General features: G+C 44.6%; 12 protein-coding genes and 1 pseudogene. 2 read left to right on the forward strand and 11 right to left on the reverse strand.

Going from position 1 to position 20,222, the window contains the following annotated elements; translation table 11 throughout:
* The first annotated feature begins 157 nt into the window (after positions 1–157).
* Positions 158–910: an ion transporter gene (locus ACE1CM_RS05670; protein ID WP_374876431.1), complete on the forward strand. Its 753-nt coding sequence runs from the start codon at positions 158–160 to the stop codon at positions 908–910.
* 92 nt (positions 911–1,002) lie between these two features.
* Positions 1,003–2,186: pseudogene (locus ACE1CM_RS05675) on the forward strand (RNA-guided endonuclease InsQ/TnpB family protein).
* 375 nt (positions 2,187–2,561) lie between these two features.
* Here ACE1CM_RS05675 and ACE1CM_RS05680 read toward each other — a convergent pair.
* The 11 genes from ACE1CM_RS05680 to ACE1CM_RS05730 all read right to left on the reverse strand — a co-directional run bounded on the left by ACE1CM_RS05680 (position 2,562) and on the right by ACE1CM_RS05730 (position 20,135).
* A complete protein-coding gene (locus ACE1CM_RS05680) occupies positions 2,562–4,781 on the reverse strand; it encodes a SulP family inorganic anion transporter (protein WP_374876432.1) in 2,220 nt (739 codons plus the stop codon).
* A 108-nt stretch (positions 4,782–4,889) separates the two neighbouring features.
* Positions 4,890–6,566 (reverse strand): glycosyltransferase family 4 protein, encoded by a 1,677-nt coding sequence (locus ACE1CM_RS05685; RefSeq protein ID WP_374876433.1) that lies wholly within the window; start codon positions 6,564–6,566, stop codon positions 4,890–4,892.
* 411 nt (positions 6,567–6,977) lie between these two features.
* Entirely contained in the window at positions 6,978–7,259 is a 282-nt protein-coding gene (locus ACE1CM_RS05690; RefSeq protein WP_374876434.1) for a hypothetical protein, read from the reverse strand.
* 248 nt (positions 7,260–7,507) lie between these two features.
* On the reverse strand, positions 7,508–8,509 hold the full coding sequence (locus ACE1CM_RS05695) for a cyclic nucleotide-binding domain-containing protein (RefSeq protein ID WP_374876435.1): 1,002 nt from the start codon (positions 8,507–8,509) through the stop codon (positions 7,508–7,510).
* A gap of 66 nt (positions 8,510–8,575) precedes the next feature.
* Positions 8,576–8,770, reverse strand: a complete 195-nt coding sequence (locus tag ACE1CM_RS05700; protein WP_374876436.1) for a SulP family inorganic anion transporter — start codon at positions 8,768–8,770, stop codon at positions 8,576–8,578.
* Positions 8,771–8,796: 26 nt separating this feature from the next.
* Positions 8,797–9,510 carry a SulP family inorganic anion transporter gene (locus tag ACE1CM_RS05705; protein ID WP_374876437.1) on the reverse strand — a complete coding sequence of 238 codons (714 nt, stop codon included), beginning with the start codon at positions 9,508–9,510 and terminating at the stop codon, positions 8,797–8,799.
* A complete protein-coding gene (locus ACE1CM_RS05710) occupies positions 9,492–9,731 on the reverse strand; it encodes a hypothetical protein (RefSeq protein ID WP_374876438.1) in 240 nt (79 codons plus the stop codon). Before ACE1CM_RS05710 ends, ACE1CM_RS05705 begins: the two co-directional genes overlap by 19 nt.
* A 500-nt stretch (positions 9,732–10,231) precedes the next feature.
* Positions 10,232–11,200: a DMT family transporter gene (locus ACE1CM_RS05715; protein WP_374876439.1), complete on the reverse strand. Its 969-nt coding sequence runs from the start codon at positions 11,198–11,200 to the stop codon at positions 10,232–10,234.
* A gap of 44 nt (positions 11,201–11,244) precedes the next feature.
* A complete protein-coding gene (locus ACE1CM_RS05720) occupies positions 11,245–11,703 on the reverse strand; it encodes an arginase family protein (protein WP_374876522.1) in 459 nt (152 codons plus the stop codon).
* 100 nt (positions 11,704–11,803) lie between these two features.
* On the reverse strand, positions 11,804–17,623 hold the full coding sequence (locus tag ACE1CM_RS05725) for an AAA family ATPase (RefSeq protein ID WP_374876440.1): 5,820 nt from the start codon (positions 17,621–17,623) through the stop codon (positions 11,804–11,806).
* A gap of 394 nt (positions 17,624–18,017) precedes the next feature.
* On the reverse strand, positions 18,018–20,135 hold the full coding sequence (locus ACE1CM_RS05730; protein ID WP_374876441.1) for a CHASE2 domain-containing protein: 2,118 nt from the start codon (positions 20,133–20,135) through the stop codon (positions 18,018–18,020).
* Positions 20,136–20,222: the final 87 nt, after the last annotated feature.

The following is a 20,222-nucleotide window of genomic DNA, read 5'->3' on the forward strand; positions in this document are numbered from 1 at the left end:
CGACCCCGATGGTTACCGCTGTTCGGGGCACGAGCGGAAATTTTATTATGCAATTCCCCCCATTGAGCGCGATGATAACTGCTCAAAAGCTCTCGCCCACTACAATTGAGGTAATGAAAACGGCAGTAAATCATTATACTGAAAATAGAAATCAAACATGTTGCCTTCGTCTAGTTCAAAAGATGTTCGGTCGCAGCCGTATCAAGTCTTCATGCTTGCCTTGTGTCTCTATGCCTTGGGGACATTGGCCTTTGAATCTTTCTTCTTGCTCGATCCATCCACCCACAAAATCCTTAAGTACGCTGACAATGCCGTTTGTGCGTTATTTTTTGTTGACTTTCTCATCAGTTTGTACCGCGCGCCAAACAAATGGCGGTATCTGTACACTTGGGGCTGGATAGATCTGGCATCGAGTATCCCTACCGTAGAAGCACTTCGCTGGGGTCGTATGACTCGCGTCGTGCGTATCTTCCGCGTCCTGCGCGGTGTTCGCGCCACAAAACTGCTGATATCTTTGATTTTGGACTGGCGATCGCAAGGAACCTTCCTAGCCGCAGCTTTGGTATCGATTGTGGTCATCGTCTTCTCAAGTGTGGCGATACTTCAATTTGAGGCGGGTGCCTACAACAGCAACATCACAACCGCAGAAGATGCCCTCTGGTGGGCTGTTGTGACTATCACGACCGTCGGATACGGAGACCGATACCCAGTGACCGCCGAAGGGCGAATTGTAGCAGTCTTGCTGATGATAGTAGGTGTAGGTCTGTTCGCTACATTCTCAGGATTTGTAGCGGCATGGTTTCTGACACCCGAAGCCAAACAGCAAGAAAGCGAGCTGGAAAGTCTACGGCAGGAATTAGCCACTATCAGGGAGCTGCTGGAGAAACGAGACCGGGATGAAGCGGCTTAATCATCAAAATCTTTGGGTTTGAAACCCCGTCCTTCTAGGACGGCTTTACAGCATCAGCGCTTAGTTCACAGATTAAATGCTATAGTGTAAACATGACGCAAAAAGCTTTCAACTACCGATTCTACCCAACTCCTGAGCAAGAGAATTTACTCTTGCGAACAATGGGTTGTACTCGTTTGGTTTACAACCGTGCTTTAGCTGCCAGAACCGAAGCATGGTACCAAGAGCAAAAACGAGTCGGGTATGCTGAAACTTGATCAATGCTCACTCAGTGGAAGAAAACCAAAGAATTGGATTTCCTCAACGAAGTGAGCTGCGTACCATTACAACAGGGATGGCGCCATCTACAAACCCCATTTAATAACTTCTTCGCCGGACGGGCTAAATATCCAGTTTTTAAGAAGAAGAGAAATGGTGGCAGTGCTGAATTCACGCCTGTCAGCATTTAGGTTTAGGGATGGTCAAGTATTCTTAGCCAAATGCACTCAACCGCTGCCAATTCGCTGGAGTCGGATGTTGCCCTCAAGGACCCGACCATCAACTATCACTGTGAAGCTTTCCGCTTCTGGTCGATGGTCAGTATCCCTACTGGTGGATGTTGAAATCGAGAAGTTGCCTGAATTATCCAGCCAAGTTGGAATTGACTTGGGCATCACCAGCTTACTCACTCTCAGTACTGGCGAGAAAATAGTCAATCCCAAAGGCTTCAAAGCTAAGTATCGCAAACTTAGACGGGCGCAAAAAGCGTTAAATCGTAAGCAAAAAGGCTCTCTCAATCGCCATAAAGCAAGGCTAGTTGTAGCAAAAGTACATCAGGAAATTGCTGATGCCAGAATTGATTATCTTGACAAACTAACAACTCGATTGGTACGCGAAAACCAAGTAATTGCCATTCAGGATTTAGCGGTGAAGAATATGATGAAGAATCCCAAACTGGCTCAAGCAATTAGCGATGCGAGTTGGGGAGAGTTGGTTAGACAACTTGAGTACAAGTGCGATTGGTATGGTCGTACTTTAATCAAGATTGACCGTTGGTTTCCCAGTTCTAAACGATGTGGCAACTGCGGTCACATGGTTGAAAAAATGCCGCTCAATATTCGTCAATGGGACTGTCCCCAATGCGGAACGCACCACGACCGGGATATTAATGCGGCAAATAACATCTTGGCGGCAGGGGAAGCCCTTGTCAGTCTGTGGAGCAACTGTAAGACCCCATGAGAGCTATTCTCGCAAGGCAGGTGCTACGAAGCAGAAACCGCGCCGAAGTGAGGTTTAGGAATCACCGTGCGTTCACGCCGGTGAGGATGTCAAAAAATTACTCGCTTCCCACTGGAACAGGACTTACGCAAATCACCTTTCTTTCTATGAAAAATCGTCGCTTTGGAAATAGAGATATGCCTCCCTTCCGCACTCGCGGAAGCAGCTTGAAACTTTGGTGATAGGATCTTCTTGCGTAAGTCCTGTGGAAGAATAGCCCCCGCGAAGCGCAGACACGAAGGACAGGAAAGAAGAGAAAAGAAGAAGTAGGTAATCTTCTAGCGGGACGGGAGTGATATAGTTTCCGGTTGGATCGGAATTACTCAACCCGGTCATGGCAAGCTCGCAATTAGCCATTAGCAATTAGCAATTAGCAATTAGCATTCCACTTGAGCTACTTGAGAAGATTTTGCAGTTCTTCCGATCGCTGTTTGAGGCGTTCTGCCAGCAAGTTGACAATAAATTTATGAATGGTTGCTGCTAACTTTGGCTCTTGATTCTCCATCCGCTCAAAAGCCTCAGGGTCGAGATAATAAAGACGACTGTTCTGGTCAGCCACCACTGAAGCCGTGCGGGGTTCTTTCCGGTAAAGACCCATTTCGCCCAGGATAGTGCCGCTGTCATAGGTCGCTAGTCGTTGAGTCTGACCGTTGGGTAGTTCGAGGACGACGCTGACTTGACCGGATTCCAGGAAGTAAAAACCATCGGCAGGGTCTCCTTGGTGCAGTAAGAATTCACCTTGCTTGATTTGAACCTGTTCCAGATACTGCATCAACTGGGAGCCATTCTCAAGATCGGGAAGCAGGATTTTAAGTTGCAGTGCTAAAGGCAAAAAGCGGCGACGACGCAATTTAGCTGTTTCTAGAATTTGGTTTTCACACCATTCCAGACCTCGATCTAAATCGGGAAATAATTGGCAGACGGGATCTTTAGGTTCTAAGCAACCCCCTTGCTCGAGTTGTTTAATGTTCTGGGATGAAAGGTTGGTAAACAACAAAGAGATCTGCTTTTGTTTGGCAATCTGTTTGAGCTTGGAAAAACTCATCACCCCTGAAGAGTCCAATCCACTGACCCGGCGAAAGTCTAGTACGAGAAAACCCACTGTAGGAAGCTCTGGATTTTCTAGCCGTTCGCGAATCCGATCGAGCAATTTGCGAGCCGTACCAAAAAAGATTAATCCTTGCAGTTCGAGAATATGAATTTGCTCTCCTTTTTGACGCAGCAGGCGTTCCTCGTTTGGCGGTCTTTGCACTTGGCTGTGGCGGTTTGCTCCACTGAAGGTATGCTTGGTGACAGCAATCTGACTGGTGTTGATGGCAAAGAGAATGACCGCAGCAATCATCCCAACAATAACACCTTGAAGAAAGCCGAATGCGGTCATGAAAAATATAATTAGGACGATCAGACAGTAATCGAATAGAGGAAATTTAAACCACGCCGAGTAGACCCAGGTTACGAGAGCGGATAAGCCGTTGAATATCAGTAGTCCACCAATAACTTGTTTTGGGCAGAAGGATAAAATTGATGCTCCCAACATCAGCATCGTTGCACAAAGTAGGGCGACCAACAACCCAGCTAAGCGACTTCTTGCCCCCAATCTGTAAACGAGACCTGACTGACTCAGATGGTGGAAGCCACCGATACCACCTCCAACAGCAGATACTAAGGTGGCTATTCCTGCTGTTTTGAGTTCGCGATCGAGATCGATATCTCGCTGGCTAACGACCTCAATCCCGCTGATATTGAGCAGGATGGAAATCGCTTGAATAAACCAAAGCGTGGCGAAATTGCCAATCAGTCCGAAGATAGTTTGCCAATTAGCTCCTGTCACGGCTGATAAAGTTAATGTTGATGCCTGCCACATTCCTGCTTCTGGAAAAGGACCTAGCAGTAGCCCTTTTTGACTGGCTGCGGCAACAGATGTGCCAGTCCACAGCAACACTAAGTAAAACGTCGCAATCCCAGCCAGTACCATTCCCGGCACTATCAGGAAATGACTATAGCGCTTCAAAATCAAAAATAGCAGCACCGCAAATATCAGTGCCGGTATCCAATTGATTAGTTGCTCTGACTGGACAAGCTTTGGCAAGGTAGAGAATTCCAGGGATAAACCCGTGACAATCCGAAAACCCCCCTTTACCAGCAGCCAGCCAGATCCAGCCAGGAATCCGCCGACGACTGGATAAGGAACAAACCGGATTAGTTCGCCGATTCTAAAGCGACCCAAAATTAAGAAAAAAATCGCGGTGACGGTGGAATTGAACGCAATTGCTGCGATAACCGTCAGCAAGATTTCTTCTGTTGAATTCGTTCCAGACATCGTGGCAGCAATTGTGCTAGTAACCAAACCCAAAATAGCTGCGGTAGTCTCTTGAGGACCGGCGATCGCGGTGGGATTGGCACTGAACAAAGCAACGATTGCGCTGACTACCGTCGAGGTAAACAGGGTCAATCCCAAGCCGATTGGTAAATACTGGGAGATATTTCCTGAGAAAATCAGGGTAGCAAAGGAGACACTGTAAATAACTGCAAAAATCCCGGCGACTAGACCAGCTGTGAGACTGGGTAGAAGGCGCGTCGGCTGCAATTCTTGTCGGCACCATTCGAGGTTCATAATAATGCTTTTTCCCTGACGCAAATAAATTATCAATCTCTTTTTGTGCAGATGATAACCTTAGCTATTCAGGCAAATCAAGGGTTGGCTGATTGACGCCAAGCTGTACTAGGGAGAATCTGTCACACGCAGAACATCAAATTTTACAAGATACAGAAGGGTACGAAGTAATTGTGTGGGGGAAACATCTGTATGAGAGTTGAGGATTGTTGCAATTGAGACTCGGCCGTTTTGGGCGAGCGCAGCTAATACAGCATCTATAGTTGAATTTGGGTTTCTTTTGTCTGCGCCAAAATTGGTTATCCAATTCTGCCGGATTTGTTGCAAACGCTCTGGTGTACTCATCGCACCAAGTTCGAGAACTAAATCCTGGTTGGGTGTTGTACTGGTGTAATGCGCAAACAATCTAAAAGGATCGTCACATAAAGGTACTGGTGGGTTACCTGGCTGAAGCGGTGCAGACATTGGTGCAGCAGCACGAATTTCTGCTAGTTCCTGCCAGAAATTTTCGTAAGCTGCGATTACAACTTTCCAATCATAAGTTTTCTGAGCGCGTTGTCGTCCGTTTTTTCCCAGACGCTTTCTCAGTTCAGGATTAGCAATCAAATCTACTATTGCTCTTGATGCTGCGTCAATATCAACTGCTATTGCCATTGATGAATGAGCAATATAGCCGCTGTAATTTAAAGTATTACTGAGATATGCAAAGGCCAAATCCAGCCCTAATCCTGGCTGAGGCATCAGTGTAGGAATTCTCAAACCATCGATTTCATGACGCACAGACTCTTGATAACCATTCCAATCTGAGACAATTACAGGTAACTCAGCAGCCATTGCCTCAATTGGTGTCAGTCCAAAAGTTTCTTGGATATTATCTACTAAGGACATAAAAATATCGGCGGCAGACCAAATCCCCGAACGAATTTCTGGTTTGCGTCCATCGACAAAAAGACAATTGACCGATGGACAGAAAATTTGGGCACTTTGTTTAAAGCTAACTTCCTCTGTTGCATCTTCAAACCAGCCAGCCTGCACAAAATGAATTTTGGCTTTGGTCGCTTGTGCCGCTTTTTCTAAAGCCAAATACATTGGCACAGGATGAGCCTTGGCATAAAAGCACAATCTACCCACAAACAGCACAACAATATCATCTTGGGGAATGCCGAGTGTTTGACGCAGACTTTTCCGGGTGTTTGTGGCATTATCCCCAAGATTAAAGGCATCGCAATCAATACCTAGAGGAATAATTGGCAGTTGGATATGAATATTTGGTTTACCGCCTGTGCGTTGAGCTAAATATTCAGCCCAGGTATTAAGAAGACGTTCAATGGCATTTTTAACTGCAACGGATGTACAGATGAGAGCATCCCAAGGCTGAAGCGGGGCAATAAGTAAATCACCAATGCTTGCCATGCCATCCATACTTGCAATAGTATGAGTTACTCCGCAGATACTGTATGCGCGTTGATCGTAAAATCGTCTATTCCAAGCATATTTAGATAGCATAGGGTCTGGGTGATAGATTGTTCCCGCTTGTGCCAGCACTTGATGATTGCTGGTAGATAACCACTTAACTTGGCGAGGACGTTTCATCCAAGGTTGAATGCGTAGGCAAAATTCAACGAATTCTTTTTGGCTAGATGTATAGCAATATAGTGAATCGGCTGTTCCATGTTGCACTAAAGCTTTCAGAAAACCTTCACCCGCAGCTTGACGACCTAGAAGCCTTACCCCAGATGTATCGTAACCATCTCTTTTGTAGAAAATTGCGGCTGTGTTATTCATATTTTGGATTGAATCAACCAAGCTACTCATCAATTTCTGCTCATCACTGCCTATTTTTACATAAAGGCTTATGAATGAAATATGCCTGATAGAGAAATCCTAATTGAATTGGGAAAATTTGTCGGGGTAGCGCCCCCGTGCCTACCCCGTTTGCCGTGGTAACCACGGTACGGTAGCCCCTACATTCATTTCACAACTCAAGAGGGATTGCTATATCATGTCAGGTTGCATTGATATCGTCAACAATGGGACAAGGGGGACAAGGGGGAATTGGGTAAAAAAACCCTGGCACTTGCACAACCGATGCGAAGCGACACGATATGATGATACAACCCTCGATAGGAGTGGATTGAAATAATTTTGGTCATGGTTTTTCCTTTGTTTTTCTAAGCCGATTATGCCAGTAAATTATCAATCTCTTTTTGAGCAGATGATACCCACAACAGTTAACAGCAATTCTTCAGAGGTTGCACCACTGGGCATCTTGGCGGCAATCGCAGCTGCGATCGCTCCTAAAATGGTCATCACTGACGGTACGGGAAGCACAATCGTCCCGACAAAGGAACGCCGCAGCGCCACTACTGTCCCGATGACGGCGGTGCTAAATAAAGTCATGCCAATTCCTGTTGCTAAAAAAGGTTCCAGCTTGCCGGAAAAAACCAGTGCTGCCATCGGGGTAATATAGGTCAGCACTCGGATTAATCCTAATATTAAACCAGCCGTGATATCATGTGCGTTGAATCACCCGTAATAAAAACCTTCTCTTGTGCGTTGTCTTGTAGGGAACATCAATTGGTTAAAAGTTTTTTCACGCAGCTGTTGGATGTTCCCTACTCCTAATTCAGGGTAATCGACCGGACATGATATGAGACTGGATAATAAATTGCGCGGTTGAAATTCTTCTTTCATAGATGGATGCACGCTTTAGACTAAAGTTTGGGTTAATTTAAAAAGTTTTGCAATTCCAGCGAGCAGTTTTTCAAACGTTCGGCTAGCAAATTCACGATAAATTTGTGAAAGGTGGCTGCTAGTAGCGGTTCTTCGGTTTCGATGCGAGCAAAAGCTTGGTTAGAAAGATGGTAAAGGCGACTGTTGCGCTCGCTAACTACTGACGCAAAACGAGGTGCGTTACCATACAAACCCATTTCGCCAACAATCGCGCCGGTGGTGTAAGTCCGCAATCGTTTTGTCTCACCATCGGAGAGTGCGACGACAACGCTAATTTGACCGGACTCTATAAAATAAAGCCCTTCAGAAGGATCGCCTTGGCGAAATAGAAATTCACCTTCAGATAGATGCACCAATTCCAGATATTGCATTAGTTTAGTCGCTTGCTCCGCAGAAAGAAAGCTGGTGCAAAGCTGCATGACCAATGGTAAAAAACGAGAACGGTGCAATTGACTAACTTCTAAAATTTGACTTTCGCACCACTCTAATCCTCGATCTAAATCGGGAAAAACCTGAAACACGGGATCGGGAGTTTCGAGGACGCCTCCCTGGTGGAATTGTTTGGCAGCAGTTGGCGGTAAATCGGTCAAAACTAACTGCAATGACTGCTTTTTAGCAATTTGCTTGAGTTTGGCAAAGCTCAAAACAGCGGAGGAGTCGAGTCCCGTTACCTGGCGAAAATCTAGGACGACAAAATGCAAGTTTTCCTTAGCAAGATCGAGTCGCTCTCGAATTTGATTGAGTAACTTGTTCGCCGTCCCAAAGAAGATTAACCCTTGCAGTTCCAGAATGTAAGTTTGCTCGCCTTTTTGCCGCAGTATCTCTGCTTGGTTTGGCGGTCTTTGCACGCGACTGCGGTAGTTGACGCCGGAATCTACCCGTTTTGCCACATCAATGCGGCTATAGTTGACGACAAATAGAATAATCTCTGCAACTAAACCGACTCCCACGCCTTGGAGAAAGCCAACTGCACCGACAACGACTAGAATTAACAAGAAGATAAAATATTCAGCTTTGGGCAGTTTATCTCCAGCATCCCAAAGGGATTCAATCAGTAAAGATCAACCGAAAAATAACAGCAAGCCGCCTAAAATTGGCTTGGGAAATAAGGATAAAGTAGCAGCGCAGAAAAATAATGCGCTCGCAAATACACCGGCTGAAACTAAACCCAAGAGGCGATTTCTAGCACCCAAGCGATACACTAACAATGAATCGCTCAATGTATGGTAACCAACCAGACCGCCACCCACTCCCACTGCTAAATTGGCAATGCCAGCCGCTTTTAATTCTTGATTAAAGTCAATATCGCATTCAGCAAAATCGCAATGGGACTGATAGCGGCAATCGTTAATATATCGCCAATTTGAGTTGAAATGACTGACCAATCCACCTGGATTAATTTTACGGGATTGAAAGGTTGCCAAAGACTTCCAGAGGTAAAAGTTTCTAGCAGCCAACCTTTAGCGATCGCATCTTCAAAAGAAGTATGGCTTGTCCATAAAAATAGATAAAACAATCCAATTGCCGCCACAATTGCAGTTGGCACGATCGACCAATGGTTGTAACGGCGTGAAATTAACACCAGCACGGCGGCAAATATCAATCCGGGTAACCACCGCAGCAATATGTCAGTTTGAAACATCACCGCAAGGTTGGAAAAATTCAGCTTTACATCGGTCATAATTTCGAGAGAACCGCGAAATAATAACCAACCCGTTCCTGCTAAAAATCCCGCGATCGCTGGGTAGGGAATAAACCGAATCAATTCCCCCACTTTGAATTGTCCCAACGCTAGGAGAAATGCTCCCGTTAACCAAGCAGTAAGGGCAAATGTGGCAAGTATCGTCACAAAAATTGTTTCTGCATCGGCGCTATCGGACAAACTGCTGTTAATTGCTGCTGCACTTCCCGCTAAAACTGCTATTGGTAGCGTGTCTATATCCGCCGTAATTGTGGGGAAGGAACTAATCAAAGAAATTACAACGCGAACTGCCATCGCGCTCGACAAAACAATGCCAATTCCCTGAGCGACTTGTCAAATCTCCTGAAAACAGCCGCCAAAAAAGTATCAAATAATACCCCAATGATGCCGAGCGGGAGTCCGGCTACCAGACTGATCGGCAATGTTTTAGCATCAAACTCTTGAAAGAAATTGGCAACCGGAAACGAAAGGTTGGCGATCGCGTTGTTAAAATTGCTATCCTCACTTTTTGTCATAAAATTCCTGAGTTGTGAACCTAGCCAGTAGGATGGAATTACACTTACTTAATTGGTTTGTCGCCAAGGCTCTAAATGTAGGGTGCGTTAGCCGAAAGTACGGCGGCTCAACCACCACATATGGTGTTGCAATGGGTTTGTAGTCAGCGACATTCCCCAGAGGTTGTGGTGTGTTAGGTTTCACTAACGCACCCTACACAAAATATTAAGCGACATTCCCCAGAGGTTGTGGTGTGTTAGGTTTCACTAACGCACCCTACACAAAATAGTCAGCGACATTCCCCAGAGGTTGTGGTGTGTTAGGTTTCACTAACGCACCCTACACAAAATAGTCAGCGACATTCCCCAGAGGTTGTGGTGCGTTACGTTTCACTAACGCACCCTACACAAAATAGTCAGCGACATTCCCCAGAGGTTGTGGTGCGTTACGTTTCACTAACGCACCCTACACAAAATAGCCTTGACCATGAGCAATTAGCAATTAGCAATTAACCAATAGCTCACGTTTGTACTAATGGTATCTCTTCCTTGACAGCAGAATCTCCTGATAGTGCCAAGTAGATGCCCAACAAAATTACGGCAAAACCTAGCAAGTTTAAAAATGTTAATCCTTCGGAGAAAAATACCCAAGCACCGATTGCTGCTAACACTGGATCGAGCATGAGAAAGAGGGCGACAAATCCCGATGACAAGCGATTGAGACTATAAACTAAAAGTCCTTGACCTACTACTTGGCAAATGATGGCGAGAGAAATAACTGCCACCCACCCTTGCCAAGTATAGGGGAAAATTCGCTCTCCAGCGCTCAGGACAAAGGGTAAGGTTAATAGAGTCGCACTCGCAGAACACCCCAACATAATTGCGATCGCATTTAACCGGGTTTGCAGTTGCTCTAAAAGCAGCAAATAAATCCCAAAGCACAGCGCCGCCAGTAAAGCCATAATATCACCAATGAGTTTGTCGGGACTCAGTTGCAGGTCATTGATTCCCAGAGCGATCGATCCGCCAATGGCAACGATCATACCGATGACAAATTTGCGATCAAATCGCTTACCCCAAAACAACCATCCTCCCAAGGTCGTAAACAGCGGCGTAAAGTTTACCAGCACCGTTGCATTAGCAACGCTGGTTTGAGTTAAAGACCATGCCCAAAGCATCAAGTCAGCTGCTAAAAAAATTCCCACCCCCAACAACTGCAACAGCACCCAACCTGTATAGATTGAATTAGGTTGGGGTTGTTGTTCCATTTCTTGAGTGCGCGTCCCACTCAATTTATGCCACAGCAGCATCACAATTGTGCTAATCCAAAAGCGATTAAACGCGGTAGAATAGGGACTGATTTCTTGTTCGCTCCATTTGATAAAAATGGCTGCCAAAGAGATGGAAACTAAGGCAACAATTAGACAAACCAGCGCCACTCCTGTTTCGTTTTTGTCTAAGTTTGGTCGGGATTCGAGTTGATGATTCATTCTAGTTTAAATTTTGGATTGGTAGATTGGTAGATTGACCTTTTTTAATAAGCTGAAAGTTTATTAGCAGCACTTTCTAAAATCCCAAAAGCACTTTGTGCCATCGGATTTCCTCGTCCATCCAACACGGGATTAATTTCGCAGATTTCAAACCAGCAAACTTTCCCTTGTTGGATTAAGCGAGAGATTAATTGACCAGCTTCTGTATCCGTCAATCCCCCCGCTACAGGGGTTCCCGTGCCTTCAGACACGATTTCCGGGTCCATGCTATTAACGTCAAAGGAAATGTAGATGCGATTGCAATCCTCTAACCTTTCCCTTACCTCTCGCACCACTTGAGGTACGCCTTTTTCCCGCACTTCTGCGGTGGTAAAGTTCTTGACGTTATGCTTTGCGATTAAATGGTCTTCTTGCAGTTCGGTATCTCGAACGGCGATGTAGACCAAATCATTATAACTTAGTTTCGGTGCAATTTCCCTAAGTTTTTTATCTTGTTCTAATATTCAATAGTTTTGGGATTGGGTGAGTTGATTTTGCACGTGCTTAACTAGGCGCAAACCCTCAATAATCGCTCGATAACCAACGTCTTTTTCACGAAGCTATCTACTTCTGTTTCAATACCACCAAAGTAATATCATCAAAAACTTTTTGCTCCCCAATATGCCGCCGCACATCTTCTATTACCGCTTGTCGGATTTCTTGTGGCGATCGCGCACAATTTAGTTTGACGATTTCACATAACCGTTCCACTCCATATAGCTGGCAATTAATATTTTCCGCTTCCGTAATTCCATCGGTGTATAACACCACTACATCACCCGGATTAAGTTGCACTTGTTCGGAAGCAATGAAATCAGCAATCTCCTCATCCAAGCCAATGGGAAAGCCGAGATTTATTGTATCAATCCGCTCAACTTGACCCCCAGCACGCACCACAATTATCTCTTCATGTTGCCCGCTGATTTTCAAAATGCCGTCGGCATAATCCAAAAGAGCCAGCGTCAGGTTTTTATCGGGGTTGATGCGCTGGATGTTGTGATAAATCGTGCGGTTGAGAATATCCAAAAATTGCACTGGATCGGTTTGGTTACTTTCCTGTAAAGTGCGAACGGCGGTTTGTGTCATCAGCATCAACACGCCACTTTCTAAACCATGTCCGGTGACATCGCCGATGCTAATTTTGACATTTCCATCTTGTTGCAGTACGTCGTAGTAGTCGCCGCCCACTTCATCGGCAGGTTGCATAAAACCAGCGATTTCTAATCCCTCAATTGACTCTAATTCCGACTGCTTGGGTAGAATCATCTGTTGCAGTTTGCGCGTTACCTCTAACTCGGCACTCAGGCGGAGATTTTCTTCTTTGAGGCGTGAGTTGAGTGCCATAATTTCTTGGTTAGCTGCGGCGAGTTGGGCAGTACGTTCTTTAACTTGCTCTTCTAGGGTACGATTGTATTCGGCGATTAATTTTTCGGCTTGTTTGCGTTGCGTGATGTCTTGAAAGGCAGCGATCGCATAAACAATTTTCCCCGTTTTATCGAAAATTGGCGTGGTGGAAATTTCCAATGCGATAGTTTGATTGGGATGGTGGAGTTCCAGATCGTCAGCTTTTGCAGGTTCGCCAGAAAGCGATCGCGCGATTGGCAGTTGGTCGGTGGGATACAACTGATTAGTTCCGGCACGATAAACTTGATATGTCTCTGACAATTGCTCGGTTTTGGCTTCCGGTATAACTTTTATACCCAGCAACTCCTGTGCTACCTGATTGGTGTAGTAGAGTTGTCCATTTGGTTGGTGAACAGATACACCCACAGGCATTGCTTCCAGGTACTGAGTCAACCGTCTTTCGCTGGCGGTGACTTCTTCATAAAGTTTGGCATTAGCAATCGAGATGGCGGCTTGACTAGATAAGATGTTTAAAACTGCCAACCTATCGGTTGTAAATGCCTTGGTAGTTAAATGATTTTCTAAATACAGAATGCCTACGAGTTTACCCTGATTGACAATGGGGGTACAGAGGAGTGATTTTGGTTGATTAGCAATGATGTAGGGGTCAGCAGAAAAGCTATTTTGGGCATCAGGATTGTCGAGTACCAGAGTTTCGCGGGTGCGATAGACGTAGTTAATTAAACTAACAGGAATTTCCTGGCTTTCTTCGACAGGCATCGATTGAAGTACAGTGATTTCCCCACCAGCAACACCAGTTGCTTCAATCACCAAATTAGCGGTCTGGGATAAAATCAAAGCGCATTTAGAAGCTCCAGCATTTTCTAGCACAACTCGCATCAAAGTGGAGAGCAATTTATCCAGATGAATTTCACTAGAGAGAGCTTGAGAGGCTTTGAGTACCGTTGCCAAGTCTAGAACATCTGAACTGCCCGAACTTGAACTGCTGGAAGAGAGGGTTGTCGCGAGCTTTTGGAAAATTGTTTCCCCTAGTTTTGGCGTTTTTGCCTGAACGAGAATGGGAGCAAGTAATTGAGGATAACGTTTTTCTAAATCTGCAAGTTTTGCCTTAGCTCCCCAACGAGCATAGCAGTAGTAGGCATTAGTTAGGTAAGTTTGGGCAATGGTTTGTTTGCCCCAACCTAGATAGAATTTGGCAGCGAGTTCGTTGGCTAGGGCTTCTTCGTTGACGTACTTGTTTTCTTGGGCTAATGCTATAGCGCGATCGTAGTAGTCCATTGCCTCTACATTTTGCCCCATAACTCGGTGACGCTCTGCTTCTACTAAATTAAATTTATGTGAATGATTCATCGGAGCATGATGCGCCCATTTCTGCATCTTTTCCTGGATGTCTGCTACTTGTTTGAGCAGTTTCTCTTGCTCAAATTCATCCACATTGGCATACACTGCCAGTGCTGTCAGAGACTCGTAGAAATAGAATACAGGCACGTTTATAAACCCTATACCTCCCGCCAAATACTGCTTGCCTATAGCCGCATTTTCGACGGCTTGAGAAAAATCTTCAAATAAATAACAAAGAATTAGTTTATGTAAATATATATAGTGCAGTCCTAGAATGACATTGGCTTCAATCAGGAGCGGTACAAATTTTTCTTCATTATAAATTTCACCTAACAAACAGCAGGGATTTTCAGCCTGTCCTAGCAAATTAAGCACTACTTGCAAAAAGATTTGAGTAAAGTTTAGTGTTGTTTCTTGCTTGAGGTTATCCAACACTTGACTGTATGCCCTTATTTCTTGTTCTAGTTCAGTCAGTTCCTGTCCCATTAAATAGGAATATTGACACTTATCTTTAACGCAATAACCAACGAATTCTAAATCACCTGTTTCTAATCCACTTTGATAGCCTTCTAAAAGAAGTGGCAAGGTTTCCCTGATATGATACTTTCCATGTATAATGAAAGCTGCAACGACGAAATATACTTTACTTTTAAGTTTTTTGTCATTAAATTTGGCAATCAAACTCAAAGCCAGTTTTCCAAATTGATAAGCAGATTCAACATCTTCAAGGACTCCATTTAATATAATGCCGTAATCAGCATAAAAAAAGGCAGACAAAGGTGCATTACCATATTGAAGAGATAAATTAACTTGGGAACATATAATTAGTGGAAACAGGGTAGGATCTGCAATAAAAGTACCAGGAACTATACTCGCTACAATCCTCATTGCTGCTAGCTTTTCCGCAGATGTCATGGTCGGTAGGTTAATTAAATCCTGGATATTTTTTCCAGCACATAGTGCAGCGGTTTCCTCCAATCCTCTTTGAATATCTAACTGGGTCGGCTCCTCTGGAAAGCTCACTCCTAGCTGCCTCAGTACTTGTAACCCCATATTGACAGCCTCTAGTGGTTTGTTCTGACCTGCATAAGCTTGGATTTTCACTTCATAGACTTTCAGTTTGTCCACAATAGTATTGGCTTCTTTCAGAATAACTTCTGCCCATTGCTCCATCCGCTCAAAATCGCTGTTAAGGTACGCTGTCTCCACTCCTGACTCATAGAGTGCCAGGGTTAAATCATACTGAGTTTGCCAACTATTAAAAGCTAGGAGTTCCATCCCCACAGTTAAATACTTTTGAGCTGCTGCATAAGCTGTAGAACCCTTAGCTTTACGTCCGGCAATTAAATTTAATTGAGCTAATTCATCTTTTTCAGTTTGATAGTCAATTAAATCCACCCCAATATTCAACTGGTTGACAATATCAAAAATCTTTTCTTCTCGTTCCTCTTCGGTCGTATTACGCAACAGCAGTCGCCCAATTTTCAAGTGGCTTGCCTGTTTTTGGTTTTCGGGAATCAGAAAATAAGCCGCTTGTTGGACGCGATCGTGCAAAAACCTGTAGGGGACGGAAAACTCCGATGTTTGTTTAACTTCAACTGCTTGAGAATCCTGAAAGAATTTGTAAAATTCACTAATAGGAATAATCAGCCCTTCTTGCAATGCTCTCCACAGGTCAGCCGCCGTCTCGGAAAGGGATTTCTCATGGACAATCGAGAGAGTGGCTAAGTCAAATTGGTTGCCAATGCAAGCGGCTAACTTCAACACTTCCTGAGTATTTTGAGGCAGCTTTTGCAATTGAGTTGCCATAAACTCGACCACATCATCGCTGACAGCTAGTGCCCTGACTTTGGCAATGTCGCACTGCCACCCCCCCGTTGCCCCCCCTTGGTAAGGGGGGGTTGGGGGGGTAAAATCAAAGAAGATTAACCCTGACTCATAGAGAGATTTGAGGAATTGATTGCTAAAGAAAGGATTGCTTTTAGTTTTGGTTAAAACCTGCTTCGTTAAAGGAACTGCCTGCTTTGGCGGACAGGAAAGAGTATCGGCAATCAGGCGGTTTAGGGAAGATTGGTCTAGGGGTGCTAAAGTAATTTGATTGACTGTCGCCTCAGTTTTCCGAATCTCATCTAACGTCAGCACCAACGGGTGTGCTGGAAATACTTCATTATCTCGATAAGCTCCTAACAATAAAAGATGGCTAGTATCCCCTTTGCTCATCAACAACTGCATCAACTTCAGAGAAGCAGAATCTGCCCACTGCAAGTCATCTAAGAAAATGACTAGGGGATGCTCTTGGGTCGCGAACACTCGGATAAACTTCTCAAACAGCAAATTGAAGCGATTTTGGGCAGCAGTCCCCTCCAGTTCTGGCACTTCTGGCTGCTTACCAATCAATAGCTCTAATTCTGGGATGACATCAATAATTACCTGAGAGTTTTCACCCAAAGCTGCCAATATTTTGGCTTTCCACGCTGCTAAAGAGGCAGTACTTTCGGTGAGCAATTGCCGCATCAAATTCTGGAATGCTTGTACCCAAGCAGAGAAGGGAATATCGCGCTTGAACTGGTCAAATTTCCCTTTAATGAAGTAACCGCGTTGCCGGACAATTGGTTTATGAACTTCATTAACTACAGCCGTTTTTCCAATCCCCGAAAAACCTGCTACTAACATCATCTCGGTGCTTCCAGAGCTAACTCTGTCAAAGGCAGCTAACAGGGTTGCCACTTCTGTTTCTCTGCCGTAAAGTTTTTCGGGAATCGTGAAGCGCTCGCAGATATCCCTTTGTGCCAATTCAAACAGAGCGATACTGCCTGTAGCTGAGTATTGTTCTAAACACCTTTGCAGGTCATGCTTGATGCCAAAAGCTGATTGATAGCGCTCCTCAGCCGTTTTCGCCATCAATTTCATCACCATATCATTTAATACCTGCGGGATGGCGGGATTGATTTCGATTAGGGGAGTCGGGTGTCTGGCAATGTGACAGTGGACTAACTCGAGTGGGTCATCCGACTCGAAGGGAAGTTTTCCGGTGAGCAATTGGTAGAACGTTACCCCTAGAGAGTAAAAGTCGGTGCGGTAGTCGATACCCCGATTCATCCTTCCTGTCTGTTCCGGGGATATATACGCTAGCGTTCCTTCCAACATATTGGGGTTAGTAATCTCCTGGTTCTCTCTCGGTAATAGGGAGGAGATACTGAAGTCAATTAGTTTTACTTCTTTAGTTTGGGGGTTAATTAGAATATTCTGGGGCTTGATATCTTTGTGAATAACTCGGTTGTGATAGAGTCCTTCTAGAGTTTGAACAATTTGGATAGCAATATTGAGAAATTCGCTTAAGATACCAGGAGCGGTAAATGGGGAATTTTCCCCATCACCTAAAGAGGTGATGTAATCAGAAAGCGAAACGCCGCCACAGTCCTCCATCACCAGTACAAAACCATTGCGGTAGGTTTCTAAACTCAGATGCTTGATCGCTCCTGGCAAATCGAGATTTTTGCCAATCGTGTACTGATTGCGGAACTGCACCAGTTCATTGAAGGTGGGATACTCATTCAATAGCAGTTTGAGTACCACTCCTGTTTGGTCTGATTCACAAATTGCCCGATGAACCTGGGTTCTGGACCCTGAATACAACTGCTGGGTGACGCGATAGCCAGGAATTGTCATCATAGTCATAGTTTATTCAATGCTTTTAGCTAGTATCTTTTTGATTAGCAATTAGCCAATCGCTTACCATTGCACTAATGGTATCTGTTCCTTGACAGATAAATATGGCAAAGGCTTCCCTGGAAAATTTATGCTCGCATTATACATTGTTTCTGATTTTTTTAATAGATTTTTTGAGCTAAAGTTTTGTTAATTTTATCGACCGCTCCCAAAGCCGATGACAATTGCAATCATCAAGGTGGCGAAACTTAGCATATAACGAATTCAGGACTTAGGCAAAGAAACAAGGGGCGATACGAGAAATCGTCAACGAAGCAACCGGGTTTTTAGCAACGCCCGATCTACCATTAGCCATTAGCTATTAGCCAAGTTAGGTTAGTTACACTTTAAAGATCGATCCCGCTTAATTTTCCAACCTCTCCTCATCGCAGCGCTTGAGAACCACCAAGGTAATATCATCAAACACCTTTTGTTCTCCAATAAATTCCCGCAGGTGATCGATCGCTGCTTGCTTAATTTGTTCGGCACTTTTATGCCAATTAAGAGAAACAACTTCACAAAGTCTTTCCAGACCATAGAATTTTTTATTAATATCTTTGGCTTCCGGGATACCATCGGTGTACAGCACCACCCCATCCCCCGGTTCTAATGCCACTGTTGTCTGGCTAATAAAATCAGCAATTTCTTCATCTAACCCAATGGGAAATCCCAAATCAGTCGTTTTAATGCGCTCGATTTTACCGCCTTTTCTCACAACAATTGCTTCCTCATGTTGACCGCTAATACTAATATTACCAAACGCATAATTAACGATAGACAGCGTCAAGTTTTTGTCAGAGTTCATCCGCTGAACATTTTTATAAATCGTGCGATTGAGGGTATCTAAAAAGCGCACCGGGTCGGTTTCTTGTATTTCTTTGAGGGTGCGAACAACCGCTTGAGTCATCACCATCAAAATGCCGCTTTCGAGTCCATGTCCGGTGACATCGCCAATGCCAATTGTGACCACGCCATCTGTGTGCAGGACATCATAATAATCGCCGCCGACTTCGTCAGCAGGTTCCATGAATCCGGCAATATCTAATCCTTCAATTGACTCCATTTCTTCGGGTTTAGGCAGAATCAACTGCTGCATTTCTCGCAAGATATCGAGTTCGGCACTCATGCGGATATTGTCCGCTTTCAATTTTTCGTTAAGTTTAGTAATTTCCTGATTAGCATTAGCGAGTTGGTCGTTCGCCGTTGCTAGTTCAGCGGTGCGTTGTTGAACTTTGTCTTCCAGGGTGTGGGCGTAATCTTCTAATTGACGATAGGAAAGCATGAGGTTTTGCCACAGCACTTGCCCGACGCTGACTACAGCAGCGCCAGCTACCGCCAGTAAAGGCGTAAATACAGGCACTAACCAACCGGATAAAAAGGCAATATAGGAACTGTTTACGATAATTAATCCGGCGATTAATATCCCTATTACTGTTACCAAGCGTCTCTTAATGTAGAGCGTACCGAGACTTGCACTGTAACCAGACCAAAAGACAATTAATAGCCAATTGAACGGTTTAGCTGAAGCTCGCAGCATGGGACGACCTTCTAATGCTGCACTGAGAATTTGGCTGGTTAAATTGGCGTGAATAACTACTCCCGGCATTAACTCAGTTGGGGCAAACAAGTTGTTATTGTAAGGCGTGCGGTAATTATCATTAAGGCTGGGTGCTTTTGATCCGAAAAATACCAAGCGATCGCGCATTAAATCCCCAGGAATTCGATTCTCCAAAACATCGGTCATGGAGATATGCTTAAAACGGTCGAGTCCACCCCGATAATTCAACAGAATTTGATATCCTCCCATGTCTGCTTCGTTGTACTGTCCATCGTTACCAGACAGGGGAACAAACTTAGCTTTACCTAAACCGTATATCTGTTTATCGGCATCGATCTCCTTTAGCTCGACTTTTTCTTTTTCTAGATACATCAATGCCATTCTCACGCCTAATCCTTGACTCAAACTGCCATCAGGTTTGCCTAATAAAACGAGGCCGCGTCGCATTTTACCATCGGTATCTGCGACTATATCGTTAGACCCGACTTGACCCAGTTTAGCCAAGGTGGGGGGCGGCGCAATCGGATTGCCTGCAACTTTTTCAATCCCAATTAAATTAGGAGTATTTTTAAATATTTCTACCAGTTCTTGATGTCCGGGTTCGACGGGCAAATCTCGATAAACATCAATAATAATTCCTCTGGGTTGTTGAGCGTTAATATTGCGAATAACTCTTGCCATCACCCGATCTGACATGGGCCATTGCTTGACGTATTTGATATCGGGTTCGTCAATCGTGACAACAACAATGCGTTTGTCAACGGGTTCTTGAGGACGGATGAGAAAGAATTGATCTAAAGTCACCCATTCTAAAATGCGAAAAAGTCCGGCATTACTCCCTAGGATTGCTAATCCAGCTATACAGGCAGTAACTATCAGCGTTCCTTGGCATTCTTTCAGTTTTTGTTTGGTTTTATTCCACATCTGATTTCTCGTTTCCACTCAAAGAGGACGCTCGCGATGCAGAGAGGATTGTTAAAAAACTCCCCGCGTCCCCGCAAAGCGAGCGTC

The organism is Microseira sp. BLCC-F43 (genome assembly GCF_041929235.1).
Taxonomy (GTDB): domain Bacteria; phylum Cyanobacteriota; class Cyanobacteriia; order Cyanobacteriales; family Aerosakkonemataceae; genus Microseira.

Excerpts from the sequence above, each read along its gene's own strand:
- ACE1CM_RS05730 (WP_374876441.1), bottom strand. The coding sequence starts at position 20,135 with ATGTGGAATAAAACCAAACAAAAACTGAAAGAATGCCAAGGAACGCTG.
- ACE1CM_RS05670 (WP_374876431.1), top strand. The coding sequence starts at position 158 with ATGTTGCCTTCGTCTAGTTCAAAAGATGTTCGGTCGCAGCCGTATCAA.
- ACE1CM_RS05685 (WP_374876433.1), bottom strand. The coding sequence starts at position 6,566 with ATGAATAACACAGCCGCAATTTTCTACAAAAGAGATGGTTACGATACA.
- ACE1CM_RS05715 (WP_374876439.1), bottom strand. The coding sequence starts at position 11,200 with ATGAATCATCAACTCGAATCCCGACCAAACTTAGACAAAAACGAAACA.
- ACE1CM_RS05710 (WP_374876438.1), bottom strand. The coding sequence starts at position 9,731 with ATGACAAAAAGTGAGGATAGCAATTTTAACAACGCGATCGCCAACCTT.
- ACE1CM_RS05725 (WP_374876440.1), bottom strand. The coding sequence starts at position 17,623 with ATGACTATGATGACAATTCCTGGCTATCGCGTCACCCAGCAGTTGTAT.
- ACE1CM_RS05705 (WP_374876437.1), bottom strand. The coding sequence starts at position 9,510 with ATGGCAGTTCGCGTTGTAATTTCTTTGATTAGTTCCTTCCCCACAATT.
- ACE1CM_RS05680 (WP_374876432.1), bottom strand. The coding sequence starts at position 4,781 with ATGAACCTCGAATGGTGCCGACAAGAATTGCAGCCGACGCGCCTTCTA.